The organism is Synechococcus sp. UW86, from assembly GCF_900474085.1.
Classification (GTDB): domain Bacteria; phylum Cyanobacteriota; class Cyanobacteriia; order PCC-6307; family Cyanobiaceae; genus Parasynechococcus.
In genome coordinates, this window is the sequence record NZ_UCNU01000017.1 from 94175 (window position 1) to 110227 (window position 16053).

General features: G+C 60.8%; 19 protein-coding genes. 8 read left to right on the forward strand and 11 right to left on the reverse strand.

Annotated elements, in window-relative coordinates; genetic code table 11:
* Positions 1 to 233 precede the first annotated feature (233 nt).
* Positions 234 to 1331: a sirohydrochlorin chelatase gene (locus tag DXY04_RS08820; protein ID WP_115161779.1), complete on the reverse strand. Its 1098-nt coding sequence runs from the start codon at positions 1329 to 1331 to the stop codon at positions 234 to 236.
* Here DXY04_RS08820 and DXY04_RS08825 point away from each other — a divergent pair.
* Both DXY04_RS08825 and DXY04_RS08830 read left to right on the forward strand, forming a co-directional pair.
* Positions 1272 to 2585 carry an FAD-binding oxidoreductase gene (locus tag DXY04_RS08825; protein WP_244278635.1) on the forward strand — a complete coding sequence of 438 codons (1314 nt, stop codon included), beginning with the start codon at positions 1272 to 1274 and terminating at the stop codon, positions 2583 to 2585. The two genes, DXY04_RS08820 and DXY04_RS08825, sit on opposite strands and share 60 nt — an antisense overlap.
* 30 nt (positions 2586 to 2615) lie before the next feature.
* Entirely contained in the window at positions 2616 to 4178 is a 1563-nt protein-coding gene (locus DXY04_RS08830) for a SulP family inorganic anion transporter (protein WP_115010208.1), read from the forward strand.
* Here DXY04_RS08830 and DXY04_RS08835 read toward each other — a convergent pair.
* Positions 4157 to 4501 carry a hypothetical protein gene (locus DXY04_RS08835; RefSeq protein WP_244278636.1) on the reverse strand — a complete coding sequence of 115 codons (345 nt, stop codon included), beginning with the start codon at positions 4499 to 4501 and terminating at the stop codon, positions 4157 to 4159. The genes DXY04_RS08830 and DXY04_RS08835 overlap by 22 nt on opposite strands.
* Before the next feature lie 69 nt (positions 4502 to 4570).
* Between DXY04_RS08835 and DXY04_RS08840 the strand changes: the two genes are divergently transcribed.
* Genes DXY04_RS08840 through DXY04_RS08855 form a run of 4 tightly spaced genes read left to right on the forward strand, consistent with a single transcriptional unit; the run spans position 4571 to position 8236 of the window.
* Entirely contained in the window at positions 4571 to 5632 is a 1062-nt protein-coding gene (locus DXY04_RS08840) for an amino acid ABC transporter substrate-binding protein (protein WP_115162201.1), read from the forward strand.
* Positions 5632 to 6522: an ABC transporter permease subunit gene (locus DXY04_RS08845; protein WP_115161780.1), complete on the forward strand. Its 891-nt coding sequence runs from the start codon at positions 5632 to 5634 to the stop codon at positions 6520 to 6522. The genes DXY04_RS08840 and DXY04_RS08845 overlap by 1 nt, the downstream gene beginning before the upstream one ends.
* Positions 6522 to 7496: an amino acid ABC transporter permease gene (locus DXY04_RS08850; protein WP_115161781.1), complete on the forward strand. Its 975-nt coding sequence runs from the start codon at positions 6522 to 6524 to the stop codon at positions 7494 to 7496. Before DXY04_RS08845 ends, DXY04_RS08850 begins: the two co-directional genes overlap by 1 nt.
* The gene (locus DXY04_RS08855; protein ID WP_115161782.1) at positions 7493 to 8236 is read left to right on the forward strand and encodes an amino acid ABC transporter ATP-binding protein; all 744 of its coding nucleotides are present in this window, start codon (positions 7493 to 7495) and stop codon (positions 8234 to 8236) included. Before DXY04_RS08850 ends, DXY04_RS08855 begins: the two co-directional genes overlap by 4 nt.
* Positions 8237 to 8263: 27 nt before the next feature.
* Here DXY04_RS08855 and DXY04_RS08860 read toward each other — a convergent pair whose 3' ends face one another.
* The 3 genes from DXY04_RS08860 to DXY04_RS12370 all read right to left on the reverse strand — a co-directional run bounded on the left by DXY04_RS08860 (position 8264) and on the right by DXY04_RS12370 (position 9472).
* The gene (locus DXY04_RS08860) at positions 8264 to 8710 is read right to left on the reverse strand and encodes a hypothetical protein (RefSeq protein WP_115161783.1); all 447 of its coding nucleotides are present in this window, start codon (positions 8708 to 8710) and stop codon (positions 8264 to 8266) included.
* Positions 8700 to 9089: an AbrB family transcriptional regulator gene (locus tag DXY04_RS08865; protein WP_006849603.1), complete on the reverse strand. Its 390-nt coding sequence runs from the start codon at positions 9087 to 9089 to the stop codon at positions 8700 to 8702. Before DXY04_RS08865 ends, DXY04_RS08860 begins: the two co-directional genes overlap by 11 nt.
* A gap of 191 nt (positions 9090 to 9280) precedes the next feature.
* Positions 9281 to 9472 (reverse strand): hypothetical protein, encoded by a 192-nt coding sequence (locus tag DXY04_RS12370; protein WP_115162202.1) that lies wholly within the window; start codon positions 9470 to 9472, stop codon positions 9281 to 9283.
* A gap of 88 nt (positions 9473 to 9560) precedes the next feature.
* On the opposite strand from DXY04_RS12370, the gene DXY04_RS08875 reads away from it, so the two are divergent.
* Positions 9561 to 10475: an AEC family transporter gene (locus DXY04_RS08875; protein ID WP_115161784.1), complete on the forward strand. Its 915-nt coding sequence runs from the start codon at positions 9561 to 9563 to the stop codon at positions 10473 to 10475.
* Here the strand turns inward: DXY04_RS08875 and DXY04_RS08880 are convergent.
* Positions 10466 to 11050, reverse strand: a complete 585-nt coding sequence (locus DXY04_RS08880; RefSeq protein WP_115161785.1) for an alpha-ketoglutarate-dependent dioxygenase AlkB — start codon at positions 11048 to 11050, stop codon at positions 10466 to 10468. The genes DXY04_RS08875 and DXY04_RS08880 overlap by 10 nt on opposite strands.
* A 59-nt stretch (positions 11051 to 11109) precedes the next feature.
* Between DXY04_RS08880 and DXY04_RS08885 the strand changes: the two genes are divergently transcribed.
* Positions 11110 to 11427, forward strand: a complete 318-nt coding sequence (locus DXY04_RS08885) for a hypothetical protein (RefSeq protein ID WP_115081774.1) — start codon at positions 11110 to 11112, stop codon at positions 11425 to 11427.
* 26 nt (positions 11428 to 11453) lie between these two features.
* Here DXY04_RS08885 and DXY04_RS08890 read toward each other — a convergent pair whose 3' ends face one another.
* From DXY04_RS08890 to DXY04_RS08910, 5 genes are read right to left on the reverse strand one after another with little or no spacing between them, the layout of a single operon-like run.
* Positions 11454 to 12347: a homoserine O-succinyltransferase gene (locus DXY04_RS08890; protein WP_115161786.1), complete on the reverse strand. Its 894-nt coding sequence runs from the start codon at positions 12345 to 12347 to the stop codon at positions 11454 to 11456.
* 17 nt (positions 12348 to 12364) lie between these two features.
* Positions 12365 to 13690, reverse strand: a complete 1326-nt coding sequence (locus DXY04_RS08895) for an O-acetylhomoserine aminocarboxypropyltransferase/cysteine synthase family protein (protein ID WP_115161787.1) — start codon at positions 13688 to 13690, stop codon at positions 12365 to 12367.
* 28 nt (positions 13691 to 13718) lie between these two features.
* Positions 13719 to 14390, reverse strand: a complete 672-nt coding sequence (locus DXY04_RS08900; RefSeq protein ID WP_115161788.1) for a hypothetical protein — start codon at positions 14388 to 14390, stop codon at positions 13719 to 13721.
* A gap of 43 nt (positions 14391 to 14433) precedes the next feature.
* Positions 14434 to 15438: a lytic transglycosylase domain-containing protein gene (locus DXY04_RS08905; RefSeq protein WP_115161789.1), complete on the reverse strand. Its 1005-nt coding sequence runs from the start codon at positions 15436 to 15438 to the stop codon at positions 14434 to 14436.
* Between the two features lie 39 nt (positions 15439 to 15477).
* On the reverse strand, positions 15478 to 16053 hold the full coding sequence (locus DXY04_RS08910) for a DOMON-like domain-containing protein (RefSeq protein WP_115161790.1): 576 nt from the start codon (positions 16051 to 16053) through the stop codon (positions 15478 to 15480).

Genomic DNA, 16053 nt, shown 5'->3' on the forward strand with positions numbered 1-16053 from the left:
GGTCTGTCAACCCGGTGGTGCGATTCCCTCGGAAATTCACAGGTTGACCGTCACAGCCGGCGAGCCAACTTCAGCCTGTGGAAAACGACGTTTTTTTGTGTGGAAAAAGGGGGTGAACCCTGGCGAAGCAATTTCGATAAGAAAACCTGATCTTTGCTTCGTCGCTGCTGTCGCTTTCGAGAACCGTGTCATTGGCGACAAGCCATCAGCAGGTTCTCTTTGGATCCATGGAATCAATCTTTAGGCGCGCCGTTGTTGCGCTTCAACGTGGTAGGGCCCAGGGGATGGTCGGCGTGGGGATAAGGGGGGTGATGGTGGTCATGGCTGTGGTCTGAGCCATGGCTGTGATCTGAAGAGTGGCTGTGGTCATGGGCAATCGGGATGCCGTCGGGTTGGCAGGCACCCGTGCACTCCAGTTCGCAAAGCGTGCAGCTTTCCGCAAGGCCTTCCACATGGTGGTGGTGGCTTTCCTGGGCGCGTCCCACGTCCTGTTCGAAGCCCAGCACCTGGGCGCGGTACTTGCAGAGCGAGCAGTTCATGGCGGTGTCCCCCCGCAGCACCTCCTCGACCCGTTCCTTGAAGGTGTCCACCACGAGTGTGTGGTCGCCCAGATAGCCCGCAGAGAGAAACTCCACCTCGGGGTGATCGGCAGCCACAAGCTGGGTGTGTTGGCGGATTCGGCTCACCAGAACCCCTGAAAAGAGGAAATAGGGCACCACCACCACCCGGCGGAAGCCCAGTTTTACGGCGTGACGCAGCCCCGGTTCCACCAGGGGGAAGGTCACACCGGAATACACCGTTTCTCCCCAGCCGAAACCAAATCCTTCCACCAGCAGCCGCGTCACCTTGGCCACGTTGGAGTTGGCGTCTGGATCCGAGGAGCCTCGACCCACCACCACCAAGAGAGTTTCGGCCAGGGGAACGTCGTGCTCAGCGGCATTCAGGCACTCCTGAACGCGAGCCCCGGCGGCCGACACCATCAACCGGTCCACCCCCAGCTCCCGGCCGTAATCGATCGGTAACCCCGTTTCGGCCGTGTACGTGTTCAGAACGGAGGGGATGTCGTTCTTGGCATGCCCCGCTGCGAAAAGCATGGCGGGAATGGCCAGCACCTTGGTGACGCCTTTCTCGCGGAGCGCTTCAAGACCATCCCGAAGGATGGGGCGGGCAAATTCCAGGTAGCCGTGTTCCACCGGCATCGGGGCCAGCCGAGGCCGCAGGGCGTCCACCATCTGGGCGAACTCTTCCACGGCCAGTCGGTTGCGACTCCCGTGGCCGCAGATCAGAACGCCAAGACGCTCGTTGCCGGTTTCCGCGTGCTGTTCGGCCAAAAGGTCGCTCTGCTGTTCCAATGGTTTGACGATATCGGTCGCATCGCAATGGATTCAGACCGTCCCGTTTTCTTCAGCGCGCAGGCGGCTGATGCGAGGCGATCCGGTCTGGTCTCCCCTCGACCAGCGGAGTTGGCGGCCTTGGTACAGAACTGGACCGGCCCGCGGCCGCTGCGTCTCTGTGGCGGGGGCACCACATCTCGGGCTGCCGTGGCCGACCACTGGACCCTGGACCTTCAAACCCATTTCCAACGTGTGGAGTGGCAGTCCGAGGATCAGTCGGTCTGGATTGGCGCAGGCTGCCGCATGGGGGACGTGCTGGAGGCCTTGCTTCCCCACGGCCGAACCGTGGCGGCTGGTTTGTCGGGTCTGCCTGGGCTTGGCTATGTGCTCACGGGTGGCATGGGACCGCTGAGCCGGCAGGTGGGGCTTGCTGTGGATCAAGTGCTCGAGATCCATGGGGTCTGGGGTGATGGCAGCCCCTTTGCCCTGTCTCGGGTTGACCATGCCGGTTCGCTGGAGTGGAGAGGCCTCTGCGGTGCAGCCCCGTTTCTGGGGGTGGTGAGCGCGCTGCGCATGGCCACCCAGCCGCTCCTGCCGCTGTGGTTGGAGCAGTGCGTGGTGTCTCCGGATCAACTGCCAGAGCTCATGCTCAGGGCCGAAGCATCAAACGCCAGCACCAGCCTGCAGTGGCATTGGGAGAGGGCTGACGCTGTGCAGTTGCTCCGGATTGCCGATGCCCCCTGGACCGGTGCGCAGAAGATCGAAGGGTTGCACCAGCTCCCACCCTTGCGGGGATCGGCTCCGATGCCTTCGCGATCTCACACGGAGGTGGTTGGCTTGCTGGGGCCGGCAGCTGCTGAGCTCTGGAGGGCCGTGATGCCGGATTTATGCCGTTTGCTGCAGCATCGTCCTCATCCCTTCTGCAGCCTGGCCTGTCAGCAGCTGGGGGCGGCAACGCAACAGGTTGCCGCGGAGGCCAGCTCGTTCGTGCATCGCACTGCCGAGTGGAAGCCCTGGATCACCGCCGCCTGGACTCCTGGAGATGCCCCGGGCCAGAGACGCAGTCTTGCTTGGTTGGAGGAGGTCTGGCAGGTCCTTCAGTCGGTCTGCCCTGGTGTGCATCTGGCGCAGTTTCATGACCATCTGCCCTTCCATCACAAGGAGTTGGAGGCGGCGTTCGGCCCCTGGTTGCCCGAGTTGCGAAAGCTGAAACAGCGCTTGGATCCAGCAGGCACCCTGCCGACGCTCTGATTTACGGTCGCCCCTAATCGGCATCCTTTGATGGCCAAACGATCCAGCCCAACCCTGATGAATCAGTGGTTGGCCAACCCCAGCAAAGATCTGCTCTCGGGTCTGGTGGTGGCTTTCGCGATGATTCCCGAGGCCATTGCCTTCTCTGGGATCGCTGGGGTGGACCCCAAAGTGGGCCTGTTCGGAGCCTTCTGCCTGTCGCTGACCATCGCCGTCGTGGGTGGTCGCATGGCCATGATTACCTCAGCCACGGGCTCCACCGCCCTGTTGATGACAGGCCTTGTGGCCACCGGTGAAGCCCGGGGGCCAGGCCTGGGGGTCCAGTACCTGATGGTGGCGGGGCTGGTGACGGGTCTGCTGCAGATCCTCTGGGGGTATCTGCGTCTTGCCTATCAGATGCGCTTTGTTCCCCAAGGGGTGCTGAGCGGCTTCGTTAATGCGCTGGCTTTGCTGATTTTTCAGGCCCAGCTGCCCCAGCTCGGTCTCAACCTTCATGCTGGAGATGGTGACCATGGGGCCTCGTCGTTGCTCCCCCACGGCGGCCAAATCCCCGTCGTCTGGGGCTTGGTCCTGCTGGGCCTGGTGATCATCTATGGCCTTCCCCGGATTACCCGGGTGGTGCCTTCACAGCTGGTGGCCATCATCGTGTTGACCGCCATCAGCGTGGGATTCAGCTTCGACATCCCCACGGTCAGCAGCCTCGGCACCCTTCCTGCAGGTCTGCCCTCCTTCAGCCTTCCCTTTGGTGAAGGTGGTGTTCCCTTCAGTCTGGACACCCTTGGCTTGGTGCTTCCCACCGCCTTGGCCATCTCTTTGGTGGGTCTGATGGAAACCTTCCTGACCCAGGACATCCTCGACGACAAGACCGACACCACCACCAACAAAAACGTTGAGGCCCGGGGCCAGGGCATCGCCAACATCGTTTCCTCCCTGTTCGGTGGCATGGCCGGTTGTGCCCTGGTGGGTCAGTCCGTGATGAATGTGGACAACGGCGGCCGCACGCGACTGTCCACCCTGTTCTCGGGGGTGAGCCTGCTGGCGATGATCCTGCTGGCTGGGCCCTGGCTCAAGCAAATTCCGATGGCGGCTCTTGTGGCCGTGATGATCAGCATCGCTGTCAGCACTGCTGACATCAACGGTCTGCGCAACCTGCGTCGCATCCCCAAGAGCGACACCTCGGTGATGCTGATGACCTTTGCCGTCACCATGCTCACCACCCCGCACAACCTCGCCCTTGGCGTGTTGGCAGGCGTGGCGCTGGCAGGAATTCTGTTCAGTCGCAAGGTGGCCAAGGTGATTCAGGTGGAGGCCGTCGAGATCAGCGATCAGGAGCGGTTGTACCGGGTGCAGGGGCAGCTGTTTTTTGTGAGCAAGGTGTACTTCCTCCAGGGATTTGATCTTCATGACCATCCCGAGCGCATCACGGTTGACCTCTCCCAAGCCCACATCTGGGACCAGAGCGGCGTGGCTGCGCTGGATCAGGTCATCCGCAAATACCGCAGCGGTGGATCTGTGGTCAGCGTGATTGGCCTGAACGAGGAAAGCCTTGATCTGTTCGAGCGGATCGGTGGTCAGGAATCAGCCCATGCATGAGCATCGGCTTGGTTGGCAAGACAGGCCCTGAGGTCTTGGCGCATCGCCATGAGCCGCTGCTTGATCTGCACGTCCTCAGGGTTGGTTTCCACGTACTGCTCGGTGACGTCGTTGCTGATGCTCATCAACAGGCAAAGGGTTTGAACATCACGTCCGGCCCGTTGCTGAGCACTCTCTAGAAGGAAGCCCAACAGCGCCATCTTGTTGTTGTAGGTCCCACGGTCGTGCTCGTCCCCCGCGACAGCACAGAGAGTCGTGCTTCCAGCGATCAGTCCGGCCAAAAGGCAGGCCCAGACCTTCATTGCAGCCAGGCTGATTGCCATGAACGTAGGTCGGATGTGGGGGATGTGCTGGGGATCTGGGACAATCCCACCCGATCCGTACCAACGCTGATGTTCCGATCAAGTTCACGTGTTCTGATCGTTGCGTTGGCCGGGTTGTCTTCGTTCCTGGCGTCCTGCGCGTCACTGGACAGTGCAGCTGGCTCGCGTCTGGATCTGGTCAAAGCGCGTGGTGAGTTGCTTTGTGGGGTGAGCGGCAAGATTCCAGGCTTCAGTTTTCTCAGTCCTGATGGTCGTTACACCGGCCTGGATATCGACATCTGCCGTGCCATGGCTGCCGCTTTCGTTGGTGATGCCGAGAAGGTTCAATACCGGCCTTTAACCGCGCCCGAGCGGTTCACGGCCTTGCGATCGGGCGAGATCGATCTGTTGTCTCGCAACACCACCCACACCCTCAGCCGCGATGCTGTGGGGGGCAATGGGCTGCGCTTTGGACCTGTGGTGTTCCATGACGGACAGGGCTTGATGGTGAATGCCGCCAGCGGAGTGCGTTCGCTGGCTGACTTGAGCGGTAAGTCCATTTGCGTGGGATCGGGCACCACAACCGAGCAAAACCTCAACGACGCCTTCGCCTCCGAGGGGCTTCCCTACACACCGATCAAATATCAAGATCTCAATCAGGTGGTGGGCGGCTACCTCCAGGGGCGCTGCGCAGCCATGACGTCTGATCGCTCGCAACTGGCGGCGGCACGCTCAGGGTTCAGTGATCCCCAGGCGCATCAGATCCTCGACGACCGGATCAGCAAGGAGCCTCTGGCTCCAGCTGTGGTGGGTGGGGATCAGCCCATGGGTGATGCCATGACCTGGGTGATCAACGCTCTAATCGAAGCCGAGGAACGGGGTATCACCCAAGCCAATGTTGATGCGGTGGTGAAGCAAGCCGCAGCTGACCCCTCCCAGACCGCTCTGCGGCGTTTCCTGGGGGTGGACCCAGGTCTGGGTCGCAAACTCGGACTCGCCGATGACTTTGTTGTTCAGGTGATCCGCGCCACCGGCAATTATGGCGAGATCTACAACCGTCATCTCGGACCCGACAGTGCCGTGGCGATTCCCCGGGGGGCGAACCGGCTGTCCGGTGAAGGTGGTTTGATGATTTCTCCACCGTTCACCTGATGCGGCAGCATCGTCTTCTGGTTCAGGTTGCTGTCGCCGCCGTACTGCTGGGCCTTGTGGCTCTGCTGGTCAACAATCTGGCGGTCAACCTGATTCGAACGGGCTTGGGACTGGGTTTTGGCTGGCTGGGCCGACCCGCTGGTTTTGCTCTGGCGGAAACAGCTCTCCCCTATGCCCCATCTGACAGCTACCTCTGGGCCCTGACCATTGGTTGGCTGAACAGCCTCAAGGTGATCGCGGCTGGCCTGGTCTTGGCTACCGGCCTGGGTGTGGCTGCCGGTGCAGCCCGCGGTAGCAACAACCGTCTGCTGCGCAGCCTGGCCGGAAGCTACGTGGCCTTGATTCGTCAGATTCCTCTGCTGCTGCAGTTGCTGTTTTGGTATTTCGTTGCCTTCCTTGGCCTTCCCTCGGTGCCGATCGGTGGGTTGATCCGGCTTTCGAATCAGGGCATTCAGCTGTTGGGCCTGAACCTCAGCGTTGAATTTTGTGCGGTTCTTGTGGGGCTGACGGTGTTCACGGGTGCATCGATTGCCGAGATCGTGCGCGGTGGCATCAATGCGGTGCCGCGGGGCCAGTGGGAGGCCTTCCGGAGCCTTGGGCTTGGAGAAGGGCTTGGGCTGCGTCGGATTGTGTTGCCTCAGGCCCTGCCGGCGATTCTTCCTGCGCTCACGAGCCAGTACCTCAATCTCGCCAAGAACAGCACCCTGGCCATTGCCGTGGGCTACGCCGATCTTTACGCCGTCAGTGACACCACCATCACCCAAACCGGCCGCGCCATTGAGGGCTTCCTGCTGTTGTTGCTCAGCTTTCTGCTACTGAATCTGTTGATCAGCGGCGGCATGGCTGCCTTCAACCGTGCCGTGCTGGGTCGTCTGAACAGGAGCCGCTGATGAACCGTTGGTTGGATCGCGGGATCACCCTGCTGCTGTTGGCTCTGCTCGGATGGGCTGGCTGGTCCATGCTGCATTGGCTGCTGGTGGCAGCCGACTGGTCTGTGGTGACCACCAATCTCCCGCTGTATGCGGTGGGCAGTTTCCCTGCGGATCAATGCTGGCGTCCGTTGCTGTGGATGGCAGCACTGATCACGCTGACGCTGCTGACCCTCACTGGTCCGAAGCGTGGCTGGGTTCGCCGTTGGTTGCCGTTGGTTTGGATCGCGATGGCACCGCTGGGGCTCTGGCTGTTGGCCGGAGGTTTGGGTCTGCTGCCGGTGGGGACGCGCAGTTGGGGTGGTCTGACGCTCACGCTGCTGCTCACTGGAGGCAGTGGAGCTTTGGCGCTTCCGTTGGGGATCCTCCTGGCCCTCGGCCGGCGCAGTGAGCTGCCGGTGCTGCGTTGGAGCAGCGCCGCTTACATCGAGTTGATGCGGGCTGTGCCCTTGATTGCGGTTCTGTTCTTTGGACAACTGCTGATCCCGTTGTTTCTGCCTCCAGGGCTTGAGATCAATCGAGTTCTGCGGGCGGTTGTGGCCTTCGCCTTGTTTGCAGCGGCCTACATCGCAGAGGATGTTCGCGGAGGCCTGCAGGCGATTCCGCCCACCCAGCGGGAAGCTGCAGCCGTGCTGGGGCTGTCGCCACGCCAAGTGCTGCAATTGGTGGTGCTGCCTCAGGCGCTGCGGGTTGCACTTCCATCGCTCACCAATCAGGCGGTGGGTCTGCTGCAAAACACAAGCCTGATGGCCATTCTCGGTTTGGTGGAATTGCTGGGCATCAGCCGCAGCCTGTTGGCGAATCCTGCTTTCATCGGCCGCTATCTGGAGGTCTACCTCTGGCTTGCTGCGGTTTACTGGCTGGCGTGTACCGCCATGGCGCTGCTGGCCCGCCACCTGGAAGTTCAGCTTGACCCTGCTCGCTCCGCTTCATGACTGTCGCCATTCGTGCCACTGATCTGGTCAAGAGCTATTCCCAAGGGGTTCGAGCTCTCGATGGCGTCACCCTGGAGGTGAACAGCGGCGAAGTGCTGGTGGTGATGGGGCCTTCCGGCTCCGGCAAGAGCACGCTGATCCGTACGTTCAACGGTCTGGAGTCGTTGGATGGCGGCGCCTTGGATGTGCTTGGGGTTCGCTTGGACGCCACCCATGCAGAACGTCAGGTGCGGGAGATCCGCAAGCGCGTGGGGATGGTGTTTCAGCAGTTCAACCTTTTCCCTCACCTTTCCATCCTCGACAACATCACCCTTGCCCCGATCAAGGTGCAACAGCATGCCAAGGCGGCTGCCGAGCAGCGGGCAATGGATCTCCTTGATCAGATGGGCATTCGCGAGCAGGCCCACAAGTACCCGGCGCAGCTCAGCGGTGGTCAGCAGCAGCGGGTGGCGATCTCCCGGGCTCTGGCCCTGGATCCTGAGGTGATGCTGTTCGATGAGCCCACCAGTGCCTTGGATCCGGAGCGGGTGAAGGAGGTGTTGGATGCGATGCGCCAGCTGGCGAAAGGCGGCATGACGATGGTGGTGGTCACCCACGAACTGGGCTTTGCCCGTGAGGTGGCGGATCGGGTGATGTTCATGGATCGGGGCCAGGTGGTGGAGACCTCCGATCCAGAGACCTTTTTCAGCAATGCCAGGGAGGAACGCAGCCGCAGGTTCCTCAATCAGATGCAGCACTGAATGGTTTGCCCAACCGTGTGACGTGCTTCAGGCCGATTGTCGTTCTCTCCAAGCCTCAGTGGGCTTTCGGCTGCGCTTGCCCTGCGTTGAATTTTTGCTGACCGTCCGAGGCATCGACTGCTTGCCCTGCCAACGGAAGTAGGCCGTTACGCAGATCAGCCAAAACGCCACAAAAGCAAGGGTCAGCGCTAATCCGTGCATCCGAAAGAAGGTCAGCACGACATGGATGGACAGGGCGACTGAGCCCCCCAACAGAAACGTATTGCTCAGGAACGAAGCGACGGTTGCCTTGAAGGATTTCAACTCTGTCGCGCCAATCCGACTCACATTACCGAGCAACAATTGTGATGGCAGCCCCAGTGTGGTTGCCTCAGGGCCTCGGTTGCTTCGTTGCGCAAAAAAAAGCCCCTCCGGGTAGGGGAGGGGCTGTAAGGAATTCGGCTTGGGGTGATGGATCAGTTGATCACTCGTCAACCTGGTCGGCAGCTTCGCTGTGCTCCGCAGCTGCACCCGTAGGGATCAGACGGATGGCTTTCTTTCCGAGCTTGATTTCGAACTCGTCGCCGGGTTCGAGGTTCAGCATGGCGGTGTAAGCCTTGCCGATCAGCAGATTGCCATTGCCCTGAACTTTGGCGATGTAGCTCAGTTTGCGACCACCTTTGCCAATCGCAGCACCACCGCTGCTCAGATTCACGCCCTTGGCCTCGAGCAGGGCCTCGTAGAACGCTGTGAAATTCAGGCGATCGCCACCATCTTTCTTGTCAGAGACGTATCCGCAAGCTCTTACCAGATCGGATTTGGAAACATCTCCAAGTTCTTTGACCTTGGCAAGCAGCTCGGAACCGGTCAGCATTTTAAATGCGTCTCAATGGATACATAGTTCATAACTGGTTGGCTGGCTGGATGTCAATCAATCGAGCCGATATTGCCAAGGCTCAGTGCTTTGAAAGGTTTGTATCTAGGGATGCGTCTCTGTGGTCTGGCTTTTGAGACTGCTCTCCTGCGATGAAGCTTGCGGGCTGATGTTGAGGCGTCCTCAGTGGTTTAAACCTCAGCACTGTCTGAGGGTTCACAAACGATCGTGTACTCGACACGATCATCATCAGAGCAGCAAAAATCCCCGTAGTAACGCTCGAGTTCATCGTAGGCAGCGTTGTAGCTGTCAAAGCGCAGCCTTGTCAGCTGATCCTCTGATTGATCACTGCGCACGATGCGATGGCGTGAAGCTGGTTGCATCAGCTGAATCCACGCGGCCAATCAAAAGTCAGATTAAGCCTGGGGCTGAGGCATCAGTCACCACAGCTTTCTAGGGTCGATTGATCTGATGGAGGTGTCCATTCTTCGGTTCTTGCTGGAGCTTGTGCCCTCCCTTCTGATTGGGTTCTGGGCTGGTCGTCGCCATGAAACCCTGTCCACTCGCTTGGCCGCACCGCTGGTGAGGTTCGGTGTGCCGATCAGTGTGATGGGCCTGCTGTTGAAGGGTGGCCTCAGCAGCGACATGTTGCAGGCCGCAGGCCTTGCGGTGTTTGCCATGGGTCTTGTTCTTGTGGGTGCCGCGCGCCTGCCGGGATTGGCTGAGCTGGCGTCTCCCACGCTGCGGCTTGGTAGCTGCACCGGAAATACGGCCTATTTCGGGGTTCCTCTCGCCCTGGCTTTCCTTCCCGATGAGGCTCTGCCCATCAGCATTGGCTACGACCTCGGGGCGACTCTGCTGGTCTGGAGCCTGGGACCGCTGCTGATTGGGGGGCAGGTCGATGGATCTCAGCGGTTGCGAGGGTTGCTGAGCAGCGTTGCTGGGAGTCCGGCAACCCGCGGGCTCATCGGCGTTTTGCTGGTTCAGGCGACCCCATGGTCTGCGTCGGTGGCCGATGCGCTGTGGTGGCCTTCACGCTGCGTGATTGTGCTGGCTCTGATGGTGGTGGGCATGCGCCTGGGCAGCATTCATCGCCAGGGCATTGCGCCGGAAGCACGTCCCCTGAAGCTTCTTAAGCCACTGGTGGCCAAGCTGCTGCTCTACCCGTTGCTGCTTTGGCTTCTGGCGTCTCTGCTGCAGTTCAAGCCTTTGATGGTTCAGGCGGTTGCTCTGCAAGGCGCCGCGCCGACGGCAATCTCTCTTTTGCTCATTGCAGAATCAGTGGGTGCTGATCAGGAGCGGGCCGCAGGGCTGGTGTTTTGGAGCACGTTGCTGGCCCTAATTTCAGCGCCTGCATGGGGTGTGCTGCTGCGATCTCAGTTCTGAAAACGGCGAAAGGTGAGGTTGATGCGGGTGCTCTGCACTTTGCGCCGCTGAGGAACACTGTGCATCCATCGGCTCTGACAGCCCGGGTGCATCACCAGAAGGTCACCATCGGCCAATGGCAGAGACATTTTTAGGTGTGCAGTTTTGCGGTGGCGGAGCTGAAAATCCCGCGTTGCCCCGAGTGAAAGGGAGGCAATTGGAGCCCGCTGATCAATTTCCGGTTCGTCATCGGCGTGCCAACCCATGCGGTCATCGCCATGGCGATACCAATTGAGCAGGCATCCGTTGAAGTTGGTCTCACAGGCTTCATTCACCTGGTGCAGCAATGGCTTGAACCATGCAGGCCAGCCATCACCGGTGTGAATGGCACCGCTGTAGCGGTAGTGAATTCCTTCATTGGCAAGAAACACCGTCAGTCGGGGCACCGGGTGGCGCTTCCCATAGACCTGAACCACGGGCTGCTCCCACTGGAGCTGGTGTTCAAGCTGTGTTTGCCAGTACCTGGCAAGCTCTGGCTTCAGCCAACCCTCATGCAGGGACCAGTCCGTTTCAGCTGCAGCTGGATGGATGGTCATTCGTGACGTCGGATGACGAGGTCGGTTCGGTCCCGAGACTGTCCCATACATTCGGTGGCATGGGAGCCCGAATCACCCAAGACGAATTTCTCAAGCGCGCCGTGCAGCGCTTCGGTGATCAATTCGATTACAGCTTGATCCGCTGGCGGAGTTACAAGAGTCCTGTTCAAATCCGTTGCAACGCCCATCCGGTTCAACCAATCACGATCACACCGGAGAAGCATCTGCAAACCCTGGGTGGATGCCGTCATTGCCTTCGCGAGAGACGCATCGCCTCGCTGGAGCGGGAACTCAATCGCAAATCCGCTGAGCGTCCAGAGGCCGTCGCTCAGGAGCCTTCGGCCAATCTGGAACCCACTCCGAAACGACACAGCTAAGGGGGTGTTGCTGCAACCAAGCCTGATCAGGCTTTGAGGCTGACCCGCTGATAGCAGAACCAGAGCCACTGCTGGAAAAGAAGGTTCCGGTGGGAGCGCCAGAGGGTCTGGGGTTGGGCCGCATCGAAATTTTCGGGCGGCGGAACATCTCCGCGGGCTCGGTCGCGTTCCATTTCTCCGAGGATCCGCCCCACGTTGTACTCGGGGTGGCCGAGGTGCATCAGCTGCCGCTGATCCGGTGTCTCGAAAATGGTGTAGCCCACCTGTTCGCCATGGGCGAGCAAGCGAAGACGTCCGTCCCGTTCGGCGGCTTCCATCGCGGCATCCGGTAGTCCGGCATGACGGCTCTGGGGGCAGACGAAATGGTCGTCCTGGGTTCCCATCAATGGATGCCCCGGGACAAGGCTGCGCATCGGGTAGATCCCGAACAGCTTCTGCTGGAAGGCCACCTTGTCGACGCCCGCAAGGTAAGCGAGGGCGAAACCGGCCCAGCAAAGTCCGAGGGTGCTGGCACAGGTGCTGCGCGCTTCCTCGATCAACTGGACCAGTTCGTTCCAGTAACTGACCTGTTCAAAGGGCAGGTGTTCCACGGGGGCACCGGTGATGATCAAGCCATCCAGGGGACCCTGGGACAAGGCTTCATCCCAGCTCACATAGAGCTGCTCGAGATGGTTCTGATCCCAACTCTTGTAGGCGTGGGAGTTGAGCCGAATCCATATCGGTTCGATCTGCAGAACCGATAGGCCCAGCGGATGCAGCAGGTTGAACTCGTACTGCTTGCCCAGCGGCATGATGTTCAAGATGCCGATCCGCAGGGGCCGGATGTCCTGGCGTTCAGCCTGTTCGGGCTCAATCCAGGAAATCCGGTTGCGTTCAACCTCCGCAATTTTGTGGTAATTGCCAGGAAGGATCAGCGCCATGGAAGCTGGGACGTCATTCAGCTGAGAACGGCGAGGGCCTGTTCGAAGTCGGCCTTGATGTCGTCGATGTGCTCGAGTCCCACGGAGACCCGCACCATCGTGGGGGTCACGCCAGCCGAAGCTTGTTCCGCCTCACTGAGTTGTTGGTGTGTCGTGGACGCGGGGTGAATCACCAGCGTTTTGGCATCGCCCACGTTGGCGAGGTGGCTGGCCAGCTTGAGGCTGTCGATGAAGCGAACCGCATCGTCATAGCCACCGTTGAGGGAGAACATCAGCATGCATCCCATGCCACGGCCTGTCAGGTATTTCTTCGCGGCAGCGTTGTAAGGATCACTGGCCAGACCGGGATAGCTCACATGGGCGATGGCGGGATGGTCCTGCAGCCAGGTGGCCAGCGCCATGGCGTTTTCGGTGTGGCGCTCAACGCGCAGGCTCAGGGTTTCCAGACCCTGCAGCAGCAGGAAGCTGTTGAACGGACTGACGGCCGGCCCCCAATCCCGCAGGCCCTCCACCCGGGCCCGCAGGGCGAAGGCGATGTTGCGGTCATCGGGCAAGCCAAGCATTTTGCAAACGTCACTGCCGAAGCCAAAGGCATCCCAGTGCACCAAGCCGTGATAAGCCGCGCTGGGCTGGCTCATCAACGGGAACTTACCATTGCCCCAGTTGAAGGTGCCGGCGTCCACGATCACGCCCCCCAGGCTGGTGCCGTGGCCCCCGATCCACTTGGTCGCACTTTCAACGACCACATCAGCGCCGTGGTCAATTGGTCGCAGCAGAGCTCCACAGGCTCCCAGGGTGTTGTCGACGATTAAGGGGATACCTTTCTCTTTGGCAAGCGCTGAAAGACCATCAAAGTCGGGGATGTTGAAGCGGGGATTTCCCATCGCTTCCACGTAGAGCGCCTTGGTGTTGTCGTCGATTTGCGCTGCAAAGCTCGCGACGTCGTCGCCTTCGGCAAAGCGCACGTCGATTCCCAAGCGAGGGAACTGCACCTTGAACTGGTTGTAAGTGCCGCCGTACAGGTAAGACGTTGAAACGAAGTTGTCTCCCGCCTGCATGCAGTTGGTGATCGCCAGGAACTGAGCCGACTGGCCTGAGGCTGTCGCCAGTGCGGCCACCCCGCCTTCAAGGGCGGCGACGCGTTTTTCAAACACGTCGGTGGTGGGGTTCATCAGGCGGGTGTAGATGTTCCCGAATTCCTTCAGACCGAAGAGGTTGGCTCCGTGTTCGGCGTCATTGAAGACGTAGGAGCTGGTCTGATAAATGGGAACCGCCCGCGCGTTGGTTGCACTATCCGGGGACTGCCCGGCGTGCAGCTGCAGGGTCTCGAAGCGGTGAGACATGGTCTTCGGCGGGGCCACTGCCCCAGTTCTAGTCGTCAGAGAGCTCGGGTTTGTCGGTTTCCGCCAAAGAAGGGAATGTGTTGCGGATCACCTCTTGAATATCGCGGTGCGCTTCTCTGCGGAATCCATCCACGCCATCGGCGCTGAGCAGGGGATAGGTGCGATCACTTGCATCCACCTCGCGCAGATGCTTCCAGCGGTTGCTGCTGTCTTCTGCTTTCAGCGCAATCAGGGGCGCCTGGAAGTCGTAGGCCTTGGTGTTGCCGAGAGCAGCCACTTGGGCCGTGAGCTTTTCACGCACAGGGCTGAGGACTTTGGCTTTCAACGTGTCGGGCAAGCCGAGCACGGGTTCGTAATGGTCGAGCAAACGGAGTTCAGCCTCCAGCAGCACCGGCCATGCTCCGCGTTCACCGTCGCCAAGGCCCATGCCCGCCTCGGCTTCGGTCATCGCATCGAGATGGAAGCGCAGCCAGCGGTAGTAGGTCTTGTCTTTGATTGATTTCTTGGCGGCGGCCCGTCCGGTCACAATCGCCGGCAGAGCTTTTTCGGCTTTGCGCAGGAACAGGCGATCCTCCCGTTCCAAATTCATGGCCCCCCAGCGCTGCCGGTATTCCCACAGCTCGACGTAGCGAGCCACATCCGCCTCGGACCAGCCGAGACCCTTCAGTTCATCACCGCGATGGGAGGTTTCCTTGGACACCCGCTTCCTGGATCACGCCAGGTCTTAGCGTAGGTGTCGATGCTCACCCGTTTGGTGATCTGCTGGCTGGGTTGGCCTGCAGATGCTGCTCAACCGTGATGCGCTGCGGTTGGTTGTAACCCACCGGCAGCCAAAGATCACCTGCCGCTGCATTGAAGTGGATCTCCCAGTGATACAGGCCGGTGTAGGCCGCAGGGTCCTCCTTCATCAGTGAGGCATAGAGCAGCACGGCGCGGCCGTAGTAATCGCTGTTGTTGTAGCCCCAGAGGCCACGCCGAATGTCCTGCAGTCCGCCCCGCCTCACCAGGTAACGCGCTGCTGCCTGGATGGCGTCGTGGGGATCGCGGATGTTCCCGGCGCCAATGCCGGGTTCGGCCCAGGTGGTGGGCAGGAACTGCATCGGGCCCTGGGCATTGGCCACGGAGATGCCATCGATGCGTCCCATGCCGGTTTCCACGAGGTTCACGGCCGCCAGAACCTCCCATTTGATCCCTGTCGCTGCCTCGGCCTTGCGGTAATAACTGAGCAGATTTTCCGCTGGTTCGGGCTGGATGATCCGCCAGGCGGGGAGCATCGTCGGTCCACGGCCGCGGCTCATGCGAACGAATTCACGCCGTGCTGCCAGGTGGCGTTCGGCCACGCTGCGCCAGCGTGGAGGTAGAGCCTTGATGACCTGCTGAGATCTGGGTTGGTCTGTCGACAAGACCCGGTAGATCACCTGTTGTTGGTGGCCGAGATCGGGCAGGGCCTCGGCCGCTGTGGCGGGATCCCTCAGCGCCTGTTCAACGGCCGCCAGCAGTGTTGCCAGCTCGGCTGGCTCAGCTGGCACAAGGGGGTACTGCCGGCCATCTTTGGTTTTCGGTTGGCTGGCCTGGGCAGGAAGCAGCACAGGGGATTTCACCCCTGGCTTGGAGACAGCCTGCTTGGAAGCAGCTTGCTTGGAAACAATGGCCTCGGCTGCGGCCTGCGGCTGTTTGGGTCTCAGCCATAGCCCTGTCAGCAGGCTTGCCGTGATGGCCGAGACAACAAGCACATTGCGGCTGCGCATGGTGGGGCAGGGGCGCTGTGTTGACCCTACCGGTGCGGTTCAGGCGGCAAGAAAGGTGCTGCGGTCGTGAAAGTCGGCCTTGGGGCCGTGGCGGAGGGCCCAATGGCTCAGCCCCTCCTGTCCACGGTCGATCACGGCTGTCAGTGCCAGGTCTGGGCAGACGTCTGGTGTCCACCAGGGCTCCAATGCAATACGGGCGTCGAGCCGCAGTTGGTGCAACCCACGTTGCAGCCGCACCGTTGGGGGTGTGCTCAATTTCTGCTGCGTTTGTCCACTGCGATAGCCATCGAAGCGATAGAGCGCCCAATCGCCATTGGCAGCCAGATTCACTTCCCAGTAACGCTGCTCCCCGGGGGCAGCGATGAAGGCTTCGAAGCAGGTGGTGGTCCAGAGCTCATCTTTGCGCTGCCCCTGTTGGGGCCCGTCGTTTAGTTGCTCCGGCAGCTTCAGGACGCCAATGCCCTTGGCCGCGCGGGCCAGAACCCCATAGCTGAGTTCCAGCCAACCCTCGCGCCTCCACACCAGCTCAGCGCTGATCTGGACCCCCGCTGGAATGCACCGTTCAAAGGGAATCAGGCGGCAGGCCTGACGCAGCATCACGGCAGAACGTGCCAT